The following is a 14760-nucleotide window of genomic DNA, read 5'->3' on the forward strand; positions in this document are numbered from 1 at the left end:
TGCACTCTGTTGAACCCACCGGGTGTGTTTCACTGCTCAAGGTGGCTGTCCCCGATGGACGATCAGAATAAGAACCTCATCCTTGCAACCGCGCTCAGCTTTTTGGTGATCCTTGTCTGGTTCGTCTTGTTTCCACCGCCCGAACCATCGGTGACACAGGAAGAGGCTGAAATTACCGCCCTTGAAGGGGACGAGGTGCAGACACCCAGTGCCACCAGCACTGTTGGTGAAGCAACCGCAACCACCGAAGAGACTCTGCCAGAGGAACAAGCCCCTCGGGTGCAAATCGACACGCCCCGCCTGGAGGGCAGCCTGTCCCTGTCGGGCGGGCGGATCGATGAGCTGTTCTTGAAAGACTACAAGGTTTCGATCGAAGAAGGAGCGCCCATTGTCGAATTGCTGTCTCCGGTCGGGTCGGAATCAGCATATTACGCCATTTATGGCTGGGCCCCAGGCGCAGGCCTGGCAGGTGCGGACGTTCCCGGCCCCAATACACTATGGACATTGGAGCAGGGAGAGAAACTGGGTGTAGACAGCCCCATCACGCTTGCCTGGGACAACGGCAATGGCCTGACCTTCCGCCGGATCATCTCGGTCGATCAGGACTACATGTTCACCGTGACCCAATCGGTCGAAAACGCGACCCAGTCCGAGGTGGGCATGGCCCCTTATGGCATTCTCGCCCGGCACGGTATTGGCGAAGATGGCAATCTTCCGGGCCTGAAGAATTTCTTCATCTTGCATGAAGGCGTGATTGGCATGTCGGATGGCACACTGTCCGAGGTCGATTATGGCGATGTCCGCGATTTCGATATCGACCCGAATGAAAGGGCCCAGGCCGAGGTCTATCAGGTCAAGGAAGATGGATGGATCGGATTTACCGACCATTACTGGATGACTACACTGATCCCCGAACCCGGGTCAGCTTTCAAAGCAGCCGCCAAATACGACTCGCGCCGCAAAATTTATCAGACCGAGACGGTCCTGCCGACACTGACTGTCGCCCCAGGTGAAACCGCCGAGGTCACGACCCGCCTGTTCGCCGGTGCCAAGGAATGGGAAGCCATTCGTGAATATCAGGCTGAAGGCGTGCAGAAATTCATCGACAGCATCGACTGGGGCTGGTTCTTCTTTCTGACCAAGCCGATCTTCTGGCTGCTGCACAATATCAATGCTCTGATCGGCAATATGGGCTGGTCCATCATCGGCCTGACCCTGATCATCAAGGCAATCCTCTTCCCGCTGGCCTTCAAATCCTACGTCTCGATGGCGAAAATGAAGGAACTGCAGCCGCAGATGGAGGCGTTGAAAGAAGCCGCAGGGGACGACCGCCAGAAGATGCAGCAAGGCATGATGGAGCTTTACAAGAAGGAAAAGGTAAACCCGGCCGCTGGCTGTTTACCAATCCTGATGCAGATTCCGATCTTCTTCTCGCTATACAAGGTGATCTTCGTCACCATCGAACTGCGCCAAGCCCCCTGGTTTGGCCCGTTCCAGGACCTCAGCGCGCCGGATCCGACCTCGATCATGAACCTGTTCGGCCTGTTGCCCTGGGCTGGCCCACAACCAGAAACGTTCATGGCGCTGATTTTCATCGGCATCCTGCCGTTGTTACTGGGTATCTCGATGTGGCTGCAGCAAAAGCTGAACCCGGCACCAACCGATGCGACACAGGCGATGATCTTTGCCTGGATGCCTTGGGTGTTCATGTTCATGCTGGGCAGCTTTGCCAGCGGGTTGGTGGTCTACTGGATCGCGAACAACACGATCACATTCACCCAGCAATATCTGATCATGCGCAGCCAAGGCTACAAACCTGACGTATTCGGAAACATCAAGTCTGGCTTCAAGCGCACCCCAAAGACGGATGACAAATGAGCGGAACAGTAACCGCTTTGTGGCGGCACCCGATAAAAAGTCACGGGCGCGAAAGCCTTGATCACATCACCATGACCCCCGGGCAGACCATGCCCGGGGATCGTATTTGGGCGGTTGCGCATGAGGCGTCCAAAGCGGATGGGTCGGAATGGGTGCCCTGCAACAATTTCAGCCGCGGCGCGAAGGCGCCTCAGTTGATGGCAATCTCAGCGCATCTACAGGGTGACACGGTCACGCTGCGCCATCCCAACCGCCCCGATCTGAGTTTTGAGCCCGACACGCAACAAGACAAATTTCTTGATTGGGTGAGGCCACTGATGCCGACAGACCGGGCCGCCTCGGCCCGCATCATCCGCGTTCCCGGTCGCGGGATGACCGATAGCGATTTCCCATCGATCAGCCTGTGCAATATGGCCTCGCACCGTGCGGTCGAACAGAAATTGGGCCGTGATCTTTCGATTGCACGTTGGCGTGGCAACATCTGGTTCGATGGCCTGCCACTGTGGGAGGAATTCGACTGGCTGGGCCGCAATATACGAATTGGCGAGGTGATCTTTCACATCCGTGAACGCATAACGCGTTGTTTGGCCACGACGGCCAACCCCGAGACGGGTGAACGCGATGCCGATACGCTGGGCGCGCTCGGCAATTGGAATCATCAGGATTTCGGGGTCTACGCTGAGGTTCTGCAAGGCGGCAGCATCCGCCCCGGCGACGAGGTACAGGTACTGTGACCGCTCTTCGTTTTCCATTGGCCGAATCCCCTGACGCATTCGCAACAGAAACCGGGCGCAAACTGTTTGCCGGACCATCCGAGTTCGTCAAAGGCGTGGTCGCCATGGACGGCCTGCCCGCACCTGACCGGCTGGAAGTCTGCTTCGCAGGGCGCTCAAACGTGGGCAAGTCCAGCTTAATCAACGCGCTGACTGGGACCAAAGGGCTGGCGCGTGCATCAAACACGCCGGGCCGCACACAAGAGATCAACTTTTTCACTCAAGGACCTGATCTCTATTTGGTTGACCTGCCGGGATATGGTTACGCCAATGCGCCGGTCAAGGTCGTCGAAAAGTGGCAGCGGTTGCTGAAAAAATATCTCAGCGGCCGTCAAACCCTGCGCCGCACCTTTGTGCTGATCGACTCGCGCCACGGGGTAAAGCCGGTCGACGCAGAGATTATGAAGCTGCTGGACACCAGCGCTGTCACGTTTCAATGCGTTCTGACCAAAGCCGACAAGGTAAAAGCCAACGACCGCGAGAAGGTGCTGCAGCAAGTACGCAGCGCGCTTGCCAAACACCCCGCAGCCTTCCCCGAGATCGTGTTAACATCATCCGAGAAAGGCGACGGAATTCCCACCCTGCGCTCGATCATCGCGCATCTGGAATAGCTTGGCTCTTGGCAGCACCGCTCAAAGACCCTAACACGGGTGCCCAGAGGGACCTCAGCCATGAAGACAAGAGATATGAATCGGGATTGGATCGCCACCGCAGCCACCTTGAACAGCGCCCTGCCCTACCTGCAGCGCTATGACGGGGCCATCGTTGTTATCAAGCTGGGTGGACACGCCATGGGCAGCGACGAGGCGATGGAAAGCTTTGCGCGCGACGTTGTTCTGATGCGGCAAGTCGGTGTAAACCCCGTCATAGTGCATGGCGGCGGTCCTATGATCAACGCCATGCTGGGCAAGCTAGACATTCAGTCCGAATTTGTCGGCGGCAAGCGTGTGACTGACAAAGCCACTGTTGAGGTGGTCGAGATGGTTCTGTCCGGCCTTGTAAACAAGCGTATCGTACAGGCGATCAACGGTCAGGGCGGCTCGGCTGTGGGTTTGTCGGGCAAGGATGCAAACCTGATGATTTGCGATCAGACCGATCCATCGCTGGGATTTGTGGGCTCACCGTCCAAGATGAACCCAAAGGTTCTGCATGACCTGTTCTCACATGACGTGATCCCCGTGATTGCCCCGCTTGGTGCGGGCCAGAATGGTGAAACGTTCAACGTCAACGGCGACACCGCGGCTGGCGCGATTGCCTCGGCACTTAAGGCAGATCGCCTTCTGCTGCTTACCGATGTTTCGGGCGTCAAGAATGCCGCCGGAGAGGTCGTGACCGAACTGAAAGCCGGTCAGATCCGCGAGATGACGCTGGAAGGCACCATCGCGGGTGGAATGATCCCCAAAACAGAAACCGCGTTGGACGCGCTTCATAGCGGTGTTCGGGCAGTAGTAATACTGGACGGGCGCGCGCCAAATGCGGTGTTGCTCGAACTGTTTACGGAACACGGTGCCGGATCCCTGATCCGCCCGGATTAACGCCATAGTGATCTTCGACATCTTGCACCGGGCATTAACATGCTCGATTGTGAATGTATGGAGAACGAGCCCCTATTTCGCCTAAGCGTGTTTTTGATCCTGTTTGTTGTGTTTGCGGCGGCAGAGACAATTGCGCCAAAACGCCTAAGAACCTGTCCGCGAAAAAATCGGTGGCTAACCAATCTATCAATCACTGTTTTGAACACACTGATGCTCAGGACTATGGCGATTGGGTTGCCCTTATTGGCAGTTGGCGCTGCCATTGATGCCGGGAAAAATGGATTGGGCGTTTTTAATTGGCTCGCTTGGCCAGGGTGGGTTGAGCTTATTCTGTGTTTGCTGATTCTGGACTTTGCAATCTGGCTACAGCATCTGATTACCCACAAGGTGCCAATCCTTTGGCGGCTACATCGTGTGCATCACGCCGACCGAGACATGGACGTCACTACTGCAGTCCGCTTTCACCCTGTTGAAATCGCGTTGTCCATGATCCTGAAAATCGGGCTAATCTATCTGCTCGGCGCCAGCGCCCTGGCTGTGATCCTGTTTGAGATCCTTCTTAATGGCACAGCGTTGTTCAATCATTCAAACTTGAAGCTCCCCCTTGCTGTTGACGCTGTGGTACGTAGGGTTCTTGTGACACCCGATATGCATCGCGTACATCATTCGGTGTTCCGAACAGAACATGACAGCAATTATGGCTTTGCACTGTCTATTTGGGACCGAATGCTGGGGACTTACATTGCACAACCTCGGGACGGGCACGAACAAATGAGCGTGGGATTGGAATGGCAGGACGATCGACCAACAAAACTGGGATGGAGCCTGGTTCTGCCCTTTCGCCGTCGATGACCTACGCCAATGTCGAACGAGCAGCCACTCAGGTTGGGCTGATAGTTATGGGTGCACAACATCCGCGCGTGTCGGGAGCCAAACAACTGGACGGTGGGACATTGATCCTGCTGGGGACGGCAGGAGCGTTCTGGCCCACTCTGGCTGCATCGCCTGAGTGGAGGGATGGTCAACCCGATCCTGTAGACCGGTGGTCAAAGCGAGTTATTGGTGAACTGGCACAGGACCTGTCAGCCGCAGCACACTATCCGTTTGGCGGCCCACCTTACGCGCCATTCATTGATTGGGCACTAAACTCCGGGCGCACGTTCAGCAGCCCGGTAGGGGCACTGGTGCACGATACTGTGGGAATGATGATTTCATTCCGTGGTGCTTTGCATTTCACTGGGGAATTTACGATCCCGCACAACTTACAGGAATCCCCATGTATTGAATGCCCCGCCCCTTGCGCGACCACCTGTCCGGTAGAAGCGCTGAATACGCACAGCTTCTACGATGTGGCCGCCTGCAAAGGATATCTGGGTACTGAAGCTGGACAAGACTGCCTGAACGATGGGTGTATCGCGCGGCGCGCCTGCCCTGTCAGCGCAGGTGCCGAGCGTCAACCCGAACAGTCGGCGCATCACATGAACGCCTTTTTTCGATCATGACCCGAACTCTGATTCTGACCCGCCATGCGAAATCCAGTTGGCAAGATCCATTTGTCCAAGATCACGACCGGCCACTGAACAAACGCGGACGAAGGTCGGCTCCTGCGATCGGCCGCTGGTTACAAAGCAATGGTTGGTTACCAGATGAAGTCATCAGCTCAACAGCACAACGCACGCGGGAGACATGGAACCGGTTGGGGCTAAGCGCATCAAAGCTGTCCTTTACCCCCGGCCTCTACCTTGCCGGGCCCGACCAAATGTTTGAGGCGCTTTCGTCGGCTTTGGCAGAGACCGTGCTCATGCTAGGCCATAATCCCGGTATTGCAGAGTTTGCACATCGATTAGTACACCAAGCCCCGAACCATCCGCGCTTCTACGATTATCCGACCGGCGCAACGACGGTTATCCACTTTGAAGCACCGGATTGGACTTCGGTTCGTTGGGGAAGTGGTGAAGTCCTTGGATTTACAATCCCCCGCGAATTGCTGGAATAAAAAAAGGCGGGGTAAACCCCGCCTTTCTGATCTTCTGGTCTCGGTTCAATGACCCAGAATTTGGCTTAGGAACAATTTGGTCCGTTCGCTCTGAGGGTTGTTGAAGAACTCTTCCGGTTCGTTCTGTTCCACGATCTGGCCTGCGTCCATAAAGATCACACGGTTGGCAACCTGGCGTGCGAAACCCATCTCGTGGGTCACACACAGCATGGTCATGCCTTCCTCGGCCAGTTCGATCATGGTGTCGAGCACCTCTTTGATCATCTCGGGGTCCAGCGCCGATGTCGGTTCATCGAACAACATGATCCGCGGCATCATACACAGCGAGCGAGCAATCGCCACTCGCTGCTGCTGACCACCGGATAGCTGACCGGGATATTTCAGCGCCTGATCCGGGATCTTCACCTTTTCCAGGAAATGCATCGCGCGTTCTTCGGCTTCTTTCTTGGGCGTTTTACGTACCCAGATCGGTGCCAGCGTGCAGTTTTCCAGAATGGTCAGATGCGGGAACAGGTTGAAGTGCTGGAACACCATGCCAACCTCGGACCGGATCTTGTCGATGTTCTTGAGGTCATTCGACAGTTCCGTCCCATCCACGACAATCGTGCCTTGCTGGTGCTCTTCCAGCGCGTTCAAGCAGCGGATCAGGGTGGACTTACCAGACCCGGACGGCCCCGCGATCACGATTCGCTCGCCCTGATTGACGGTCAGATTGATGTCGCGCAGTACGTGGAAGGACCCGTACCACTTGTTCATGTTGTTGATTTCGATGGCGACCTCGTCGCTCACCTGCATCTTGGTGCGGTCGATTTCGCGGTCAATTGCAAGTTCAGACATATGTTGAACTCCTTAATGATGATCCGTGGCAAGGCGACGCTCGAGCCACTGGGAATATTGAGAGATGCCGTAGCAGACGACGAAGAACAGAAGCGCGGCAAAGCCCAGAAGTTCCCAATAGACGCCGTTCCATTCGGTCGACGCCAGGATGGGACCCCGGATCATGCCCACTAGATCGAACATTGAGATGACCGAAACCAGTGTGGTGTCCTTGAACAGGCCCACGGCCACGTTCACGATACCGGGGATCGATATCTTCAATGCCTGCGGCAGGATGATAAGCCGCATCGCCTGCGGGTAATCCAAACCAAGACTGTCTGCTGCCTCGTACTGTCCACGTGGAAGCGCTGCCAGACCACCGCGGATCACCTCGGCAATATAGGCGGCCGAGAACATGGTGATCATGATCACAACGCGCAGGAACAGGTCGACCGTGCTGTCAGGCGGGAAGAAATACGACAGCATCACCGAAGCCACAAACAGCAGTGTGATCAAAGGCACACCACGGATGAATTCGATGAAGATGACGCAGACCCACTTGATCAGCGGCATGTTCGACTGACGGCCCAGCGCAAGTGCGATCCCTAACGGGACAGACAACGAAACGCAGGCCAAGCCCAGCATCATGTTGAGCATGAAGCCACCTAGATCGCGGCTGGGAACAGCGGAAAGCCATGCCCCCTCGGACGCGTCCTCTGGGATCAAAGCACCGCCAAGCTTCCAGACAACCAAAGCAACGATAATGGCCCCGAAAAATCCAGCGGCAAAACTGTTCTTCCCGAGCTTCTGAAAGACAGCACCCGCAGCAACGCAGCCAAGTAGGGCAACGAAGGGTACCAAGATCGTGCCACCCCATATCAGCCAGAAGGCAATAAAGGGATAGAGGGCTGTAAAGATCAGTAGTTTGCGCGGTAGATCGAAGAACAGGACCGGTGCAACCGCCGCTAGCATCAGTACGAATGCCAGATTAGGCCGCCAATACGCATCGGTAGGGTATTTGAACCCGTAGATAAGCTGAGGCCAGCGTTCGGTCAGAACCGCGAAACACGCACCTGTTTTACCGGCGAGAATCTCTCGGCATTCCGCAAGCGAGTTCGCGTTCCACACTCCATTCAGGATCCATGGCAACGTGTTCTTCAGAAGCACATAGATCAACATCAGCGACAGGACAGTCAGGATTGTATTGGTTGCGCCAGAGAAAAGATTCTCTCGCAACCACTTCACAATACCCGTCTGGTTCGCTGGTGGTGGCGACGGAGGAATGGTGCCATCGGCCACAAAGGCGATCGGGTTTGTTGTTTGATCAGCCATGGCTCAGCGCTCCTTCAACTTGACGGATGCGTTGTAGACGTTCATCACCATTGAGATCAGCAGCGAAGCGGTCAGATAGAACAGCATCAGCAACAGAACACACTCGATCGCACGACCGGTCTGGTTTAGCGTGATGCCACCCAACGTTGCGGTAATATCCGCATAGCCCACGGCAATCGCCAGCGACGAGTTCTTGGTGATGTTCAGATACTGCGAAATCAGCGGCGGGATGATCACCCGCAGCGCTTGCGGCAGGATCACCAGATTCATGATCCGCCCGGGGCGCAAACCCAGTGCAGCTGCAGCTTCGGTTTGACCTTTCGAGATCGCCTGAATACCCGCGCGAACGTTTTCCGCGATGAAGGCACCGGTATAAATCGACAAGGCAAACCACAAAGCGATCAGCGGGCCACCGATTTTGATACCACCGCTGAAGTTAAAGCCCTTCAGCTCGGGAATGTTCCAAGTCAGACCCATCACCGCCATCAGCAGCGCAAAAGGCACCAGCCAAACGGCCAGTTTCACAAGGCCGGTTTTCGGACGCTCACCAGTTTGTTCCTGCTTCAGCGTGGCGCGTTTTTCAATTTCGCGAGACGCAAACCAAGAACCGACCAAAAACACGATCACCACAACCCAATTCAAAATTGTGGCGCTGAACAAGCCATTGGCGAATTCCGGACGCGGGATATAGACACCACGGTTGGTGAAAGCGAACAAGTCAAACAACATGCTGGATGTTGGGTTATCGCCGCGGAAGGCTCTGGGCCCTGGCAATACTGCCGTCATGATTGTGAAGATGATGATGATCCAGATCAGGACCGGGATGTTCCGGAAGATCTCGACATAGACGGCCATCAACTTTGACACGAGCCAGTTGTTCGACAGACGCAATACGCCCGCTATCACACCAAACACCGTTGCTGTAACACAGGCAAGAACAGCGACAAGCAGCGTATTGAGAATTCCAACAATAGCGGCGCGCCCATGCGAAGACTGGCTGTCATATTCAATCAAACGCTGGTTAATGTCGTACCCCGAAGGGTCGCCCAGAAATGTGTAGGAAATGTTGAGGCCGGCGGCCCTGAGGTTCTGGATCAGGTTGTTGCCAAGATACCAGATGGAAAGCGCAATAACGACGGCCGCAATCACCTGAAATGTCAGTGAGCGATAGCGGGTGTCGTTTATGAGCATAGACAACCGAAAGTCAGCTTTCGGTGGGTCAGTCATAGTTGACATATTTAGGAATCCCCGTGCTTTTCGAGCGCTTCATTGTCGGCGGGGTTCTCCCCACTCTTGAGCAACTCGTAGCATTCTGATGAGAAAAGGGCGCAGGTTGCCCTGCGCCCTTTCCAATGGATTTTAGCGGAACGGCGGCGAATACAGCAGGCCACCTTCGGTCCACTGTGCGTTCAGGCCGCGAGCCAGACCAATCGGAGTTTCTTCACCGATGTTCTTGGCGAAGACTTCGCCATAGTTACCACCAGCTTTAATCGCCTTGGCAGCCCAGTCAGCGTCCAGACCCAGCATTTCGCCCAGAGTACCTTCGGTACCCAGCAGACGGTTCACTTCGGGGTTGTCACCTGCGCCGGCGCTCAGCTCATCGATATTGGCCGAGGTCACGCCCAGCTCTTCAGCAGAAACCAGAGCGTTCAGAGTCCAGCGGACAACGTCGCCCCACTCGTGATCGCCGTGACGGACCAGCGGGCCCAGAGGCTCTTTCGAGATGATTTCGGGCAGCAGGACGTGGTCACCAGGGTTTTCGAACGTGGCGCGAGTAGCAGCCAGGCCCGATGCGTCGGTGGTGTAAACGTCACATGCGCCAGCTAGATACTGCTGCTGTGCTTCGGCGTTGGTTTCGATCGGAACCGGCTCATAGCTGATGTTGTTCGAGCGGAAGAAGTCCGCCAGGTTCAGCTCGGTTGTGGTGCCGGTCTGGATGCACACGGTTGCGCCGTCCAGTTCCTTGGCCGAGCTTACGCCCAGTGCTTTGGGAACCATAAAGCCCTGACCGTCGTAGTAGTTCACACCGACGAATTCGAACTTCAGGTCTACGTCGCGGCTGAATGTCCAAGTGGTGTTACGAGCCAGCATGTCGATCTCACCCGAAGCCAGCGCGGTAAAGCGAGTCTTGCCGGTGGTCGGGACAAATTCAACAGCGCTTGCATCGCCCAGTACAGCGGCTGCAACAGCACGGCACAGTGAGACGTCAAAGCCCTGCCATTCGCCATTCGCGTCGGGTGCAGCAAAGCCGACCAGACCGGTGGTCACACCGCAGTTCAGCTTGCCGCGTGCTTTGACATCGTCAACAGTCCCCGCCGCAGCTGCGCCAGCAGCCAGGCCGGCAATGGTTGCCATGCCCAAGATTACGGATTTTTTCATTTTTACCTCTTCCTGATTTTCCATCCCTTTATGGGACGGTTCGATCCGGCACTATACGCGCCAGAAAGGTTACCCAAAAGGTGTCTCCCCTTTAGTGGCCCGAGTTTGGGCGTATTCATCAACAAACGTCAAGGGCTGGATCATTGAAAACGATTGATCAATTTGGGCAAAAAGGGGCTCAAAATCACGATTTGAGCTCAAAAAGTCTCAGATCGAGATGTCGAAGAAACGCTTGGCATGCAAAAACGCTGCTTTTTTTACTTCGGCTGCAGCGTGTGCCTCGTCATCATGACCCCACTGTTCGATCTGCCACAGCTCATCCAACCGGGAAATATGCCAGATCTCCTCTGGCGCTCGCCAATCCAAAGCCACGGCAAATCCAAGAATCAATGATCCGGACAGACTGACAAGATCGTGAAACGCCGCCAATTGAAAGGCATTGAGCGCATGCACCCGGTCGCGCAACGTTTGCAGCGTTTCTGTGTCTTGCGGTTGATGCACCACGCCCACGCGCGAAATTAATCGTGCGCCCAGCGCATCGGCAGCCCAATCCAAAGCAGGGTCCCAATCATTTGCCTGCCGGTTTTGCAAAGTCTCGGGGTGCGTCGCCCGATAGCACAACAAATCCGAATCACCATAATCTGCCAGCATATCGGCAACCTCACCATGCTGATGCTGCACCTTGTCGATCGCCGCGTTGGCCGAACGGGTGAAAGGCATCGTGGTCGGATCGACCTCTTTTTCCTGCGCGTCCCATTCATCCGCAATGGCCTGCGCCATGGTATGCGTGGGAAGAACCAGCGCTGCTTTTGCCGGCGTCTTGACACGACGACCATCCAGCTCAACCGTGTAACCGTTGTCGATCTCAACGACCGCGCCTGAGGTCCAGAAGCGTTTTGGTTTCCAGTCGCTCATATTTTTCAGTCCCAGATGTTGGCCAGTGTAATTGGCAATTCTTCGAAGCTCTCGATCACGTATTGGGCATCTCTCAGGGCTGATCGATCATGGTATCCCCAGCTCACTCCGATCCCTGCGACCTGCGCGGCAGCAGCCATTTCCATGTCAAAACTGGTATCGCCTACCATGACCGAATGAGCGGCCCCCACGTCGGTTTCAGCCAGCGCCGTTTCGATCATCGATGGATGCGGTTTTGACGGGTGATGATCGGCCACCTGCCGAGTGATGAAATACTGCTCCAACCCATGCGCCTCTAGCAGCGCATCCAGTCCACGCTTGGATTTCCCGGTCGCAACGCCCAGCAGCACCTCGGGCATATCATGGAGTGCCTGAATTACTTCCCGAGCGCCCGGATAAAGCGGCGAGCTGGCTGCGCCCTGCTCTAACCGTTGCGCGTGATAGGCCTGTTTGTAGCCATCAACTAGCGCGTTCTGCACCAGATCGGACTGATCTTGCGCAAGATTTGCCATCGCATGGGGCAGAGACAAGCCAACAATGGACAGGATTGCGTTTCGGCTCGGCACTGGCAAAGACTGCGCCTGAAAGCTGGCAGTCATCGCCGACACGATGGCACCCTGACTATCGACAAGCGTGCCATCGACGTCGAACAGAACCAGCCGCAAGGGCGCACTCATCGCAGCTGCTCGAACGGATCGTCGGATGCTAGATCCTCAGTCCAACCAAGTGTATCCCAACTGTGCTTCATGTGGTCTGGCAATGGGGCTGTGATCGTGATGGGTTTTCGTGTTTCCGGATGCTCAAATGACAGGCTGCGGGCGTGCAGATGAAGTTTCTTGCTGATGATGCCGCCCAGCTGAGCCCCCCAACCATCGCCGAGGTTTTCCTGCCCCGAGCCACCGTATTTTCCATCTCCGATGATAGGGTGGCCGATCGCTGCCATATGCGCACGCAGTTGATGTGTCCGGCCGGTTACCGGCTCCATTGCAACCCATGCGGCCCGGCCCGCCACACGGTAGAGCGTGGCATAGAGCGTATGCGCGCGTTTTGCGCCGGGCGTATCGTTCACTTCGCTCGGATGAACAGCGATCATCTTCTCGCCTTCGCCCTGTTTGCCATGTCCCGGAGCCTTGACCAGACCGGTCTTGATCTCACCCAGATATGGCGTCGGCACCCCTGCAACGAGCGCCCAATAAATCTTTTGGGTGTTGCGATGCCGGAACGCTGCGGTCAGCCCCTTGGCGGCTTCGCGCGTGCGGGCCATCAACAGCACCCCAGATGTGTCCTTATCCAACCGATGCACAAGGCGTGGGTTCTCATCGTACCCAAAGCGCAACGCTTCTGACAGGCTGTCCACATGGCGCGTCTGACCGCTTCCGCCCTGCACCGGCAGCCCATGTGGTTTGTTCAGCGCCAGCACGTGATCGTCCTTATAGATCACGCAAGACTGGATCATCTTTGCGTCGGCGTCCGAGACACGGTGCTTTACGACTGCCGGCTTATGGTCCGCATCCGGTAGCGGGGGCACACGCACGGACTGCCCGACCTCCAATCGAGTCGCGGCTTTGACCCGCCCGCCATCAACGCGCAGCTCACCCTTGCGACACATCTTCTCGATCCGGCCTTGGCTGACATGGGGAAACAGCCGGCGCAGCCAACGATCCAACCGCTGTTCGCCATCGCCCTCTGCTACGGTGATCACCTGTACGCCGCTCATGCCATTGCCCCTTTTTCCGCGCGGCTGATCCGCCCGGATTGTGCTTGTTTCAGTGCCTTAGAAATCATGCGCGTCTGTCGCGCGCATCGGGTGCAGAGTCAAGCCTAGCCCGGATTGCGCTGCGTTCTCAGTTTGGCAAAGTACTCCAACCGTTTTTTTAGTTCTCGCTCAAAACCGCGCTCGACCGGCTGATAGAGAACCGGGCGCTTCATATCATCCGGGAAATAGTTCTGACCCGAGAACCCATCTTCGGCATCGTGGTCATAGGCGTAACCTGCCCCATATCCCTGATCCTTCATCAGCGATGTCGGTGCGTTAAGAATATGTTTGGGCGGCGGTTCACTGCCCGATTGTTTTGCCAACCGCATCGCTGCCTTGTACCCCACATAAGCCCCGTTCGATTTTGGAGCGAGCGCCAGATACACCAACGCTTGTGCCAGTGCCAATTCGCCCTCGGGCGAGCCCAGCCGTTCGTAGGTTTCCCAGCTATGAAGACAGATTGATTGCGCCTGCGGATCGGCCAGTCCGATATCCTCGACCGCCATTCGCGTGATCCGGCGTGCCAGATAGCGCGGGTCTTCACCCCCTGTCAGCATCCGCGCGAACCAATAGAGCGCCGCGTCGGGATCCGAGCCGCGCACCGATTTGTGCAGGGCCGAAATAAGGTTGTAGTGCTCGTCCCCCGATTTGTCGTATTTCGCTGCCCGCCGCATCAGACGCGTCGACAGCGCATCAGAATCCAGGGCGGTTTCCACGGTCCAGGCGGCAACCTGTTCGATCAGGTTCAACAGCGCGCGCCCGTCGCCATCCGCCATTTCCTGCAGCGCTTCGCGCGCCGCAGGGGTTAGGGGCAAGGCACGGTCCAGCTCTTTCTCGGCCCGTTGGGTCAAGCGTTCAAGATCAGCGAGGCTGAGACGTTCCAGCACCAGCACCTGAGATCGGCTGAGCACCGCTGCGTTCAATTCGAAGGACGGGTTTTCGGTGGTCGCGCCGACCAGAAGGATCGTGCCGTCTTCCATATGCGGCAGAAACCCGTCCTGTTGGGCTTTGTTGAAGCGATGGATTTCGTCAACGAACAGCAAAGTGCCCTGCCCGTTCTGACGGCGGATCTTGGCGGCTTCGAACACCTTCTTCAGATCCGGAACACCGGTAAAGATAGCACTGATCTGTACGAAATGCAGATCAGTTTCCTGCGCGAGCAACCGGGCAATTGTCGTCTTACCTACGCCCGGAGGCCCCCAAAAGATCAGGCTCGACAGGCTTCCAGAAGCCAGCATCACTCCCAACGGAGCATCCTGGCCCAACACTTGTTCCTGCCCGATCACCTCGGATAAGGATTGCGGACGCAACCGATCTGCTAGCGGTCTGTGCGGCGAAGCCGTGGGTTCGCTCGACCCTGTATCAAACAGATCATTCACG

General features: G+C 56.4%; 15 protein-coding genes. 7 read left to right on the top strand and 8 right to left on the bottom strand.

Features of this window, described 5'->3' with window-relative positions; translation table 11 throughout:
* The first annotated feature begins 54 nt into the window (after window positions 1-54).
* Genes yidC through ACR0DU_RS14570 form a run of 7 tightly spaced genes read left to right on the top strand, consistent with a single transcriptional unit; the run spans window position 55 to window position 6182 of the window.
* Complete coding sequence (gene yidC, locus ACR0DU_RS14540) at window positions 55-1878, top strand: membrane protein insertase YidC (protein ID WP_480875513.1); 1824 nt, start codon at window positions 55-57, stop codon at window positions 1876-1878.
* Window positions 1875-2612: an MOSC domain-containing protein gene (locus ACR0DU_RS14545; protein ID WP_319546266.1), complete on the top strand. Its 738-nt coding sequence runs from the start codon at window positions 1875-1877 to the stop codon at window positions 2610-2612. The genes yidC and ACR0DU_RS14545 overlap by 4 nt, the downstream gene beginning before the upstream one ends.
* A complete protein-coding gene (gene yihA, locus ACR0DU_RS14550; protein WP_480457135.1) occupies window positions 2609-3262 on the top strand; it encodes a ribosome biogenesis GTP-binding protein YihA/YsxC in 654 nt (217 codons plus the stop codon). Before ACR0DU_RS14545 ends, yihA begins: the two co-directional genes overlap by 4 nt.
* A 60-nt stretch (window positions 3263-3322) precedes the next feature.
* Complete coding sequence (gene argB / locus ACR0DU_RS14555; protein ID WP_480717274.1) at window positions 3323-4186, top strand: acetylglutamate kinase; 864 nt, start codon at window positions 3323-3325, stop codon at window positions 4184-4186.
* A gap of 57 nt (window positions 4187-4243) precedes the next feature.
* A complete protein-coding gene (locus ACR0DU_RS14560; RefSeq protein WP_480875517.1) occupies window positions 4244-5038 on the top strand; it encodes a sterol desaturase family protein in 795 nt (264 codons plus the stop codon).
* A complete protein-coding gene (locus ACR0DU_RS14565; protein ID WP_480875519.1) occupies window positions 5035-5688 on the top strand; it encodes a ferredoxin in 654 nt (217 codons plus the stop codon). The genes ACR0DU_RS14560 and ACR0DU_RS14565 overlap by 4 nt, the downstream gene beginning before the upstream one ends.
* On the top strand, window positions 5685-6182 hold the full coding sequence (locus ACR0DU_RS14570; RefSeq protein WP_480875521.1) for a SixA phosphatase family protein: 498 nt from the start codon (window positions 5685-5687) through the stop codon (window positions 6180-6182). The genes ACR0DU_RS14565 and ACR0DU_RS14570 overlap by 4 nt, the downstream gene beginning before the upstream one ends.
* A gap of 45 nt (window positions 6183-6227) precedes the next feature.
* On the opposite strand, the gene ACR0DU_RS14575 is transcribed toward ACR0DU_RS14570, so the two are convergent.
* From ACR0DU_RS14575 to ACR0DU_RS14610, 8 genes are all read right to left on the bottom strand, one after another.
* The gene (locus tag ACR0DU_RS14575; protein WP_029621560.1) at window positions 6228-7019 is read right to left on the bottom strand and encodes an amino acid ABC transporter ATP-binding protein; all 792 of its coding nucleotides are present in this window, start codon (window positions 7017-7019) and stop codon (window positions 6228-6230) included.
* A gap of 12 nt (window positions 7020-7031) precedes the next feature.
* Window positions 7032-8330: an amino acid ABC transporter permease gene (locus ACR0DU_RS14580; RefSeq protein WP_170781596.1), complete on the bottom strand. Its 1299-nt coding sequence runs from the start codon at window positions 8328-8330 to the stop codon at window positions 7032-7034.
* 3 nt (window positions 8331-8333) lie between these two features.
* Window positions 8334-9566 carry an amino acid ABC transporter permease gene (locus ACR0DU_RS14585; protein ID WP_170478212.1) on the bottom strand — a complete coding sequence of 411 codons (1233 nt, stop codon included), beginning with the start codon at window positions 9564-9566 and terminating at the stop codon, window positions 8334-8336.
* A 123-nt stretch (window positions 9567-9689) separates the two neighbouring features.
* Window positions 9690-10709 (bottom strand): amino acid ABC transporter substrate-binding protein, encoded by a 1020-nt coding sequence (locus ACR0DU_RS14590; RefSeq protein WP_010437135.1) that lies wholly within the window; start codon window positions 10707-10709, stop codon window positions 9690-9692.
* Window positions 10710-10916: 207 nt separating this feature from the next.
* The gene (locus tag ACR0DU_RS14595) at window positions 10917-11624 is read right to left on the bottom strand and encodes an ATP12 family chaperone protein (protein ID WP_480875525.1); all 708 of its coding nucleotides are present in this window, start codon (window positions 11622-11624) and stop codon (window positions 10917-10919) included.
* Between the two features lie 5 nt (window positions 11625-11629).
* Window positions 11630-12301, bottom strand: coding sequence for an HAD-IA family hydrolase (locus tag ACR0DU_RS14600; protein WP_480875528.1), 672 nt, complete (start codon window positions 12299-12301; stop codon window positions 11630-11632).
* Window positions 12298-13341: an RluA family pseudouridine synthase gene (locus ACR0DU_RS14605; protein WP_170478221.1), complete on the bottom strand. Its 1044-nt coding sequence runs from the start codon at window positions 13339-13341 to the stop codon at window positions 12298-12300. The genes ACR0DU_RS14600 and ACR0DU_RS14605 overlap by 4 nt, the downstream gene beginning before the upstream one ends.
* Window positions 13342-13445: 104 nt before the next feature.
* Entirely contained in the window at window positions 13446-14759 is a 1314-nt protein-coding gene (locus ACR0DU_RS14610) for a replication-associated recombination protein A (RefSeq protein WP_170544307.1), read from the bottom strand.
* Window position 14760 lies beyond the last annotated feature (1 nt).

The organism is Ruegeria sp. G2, assembly GCF_056533505.1.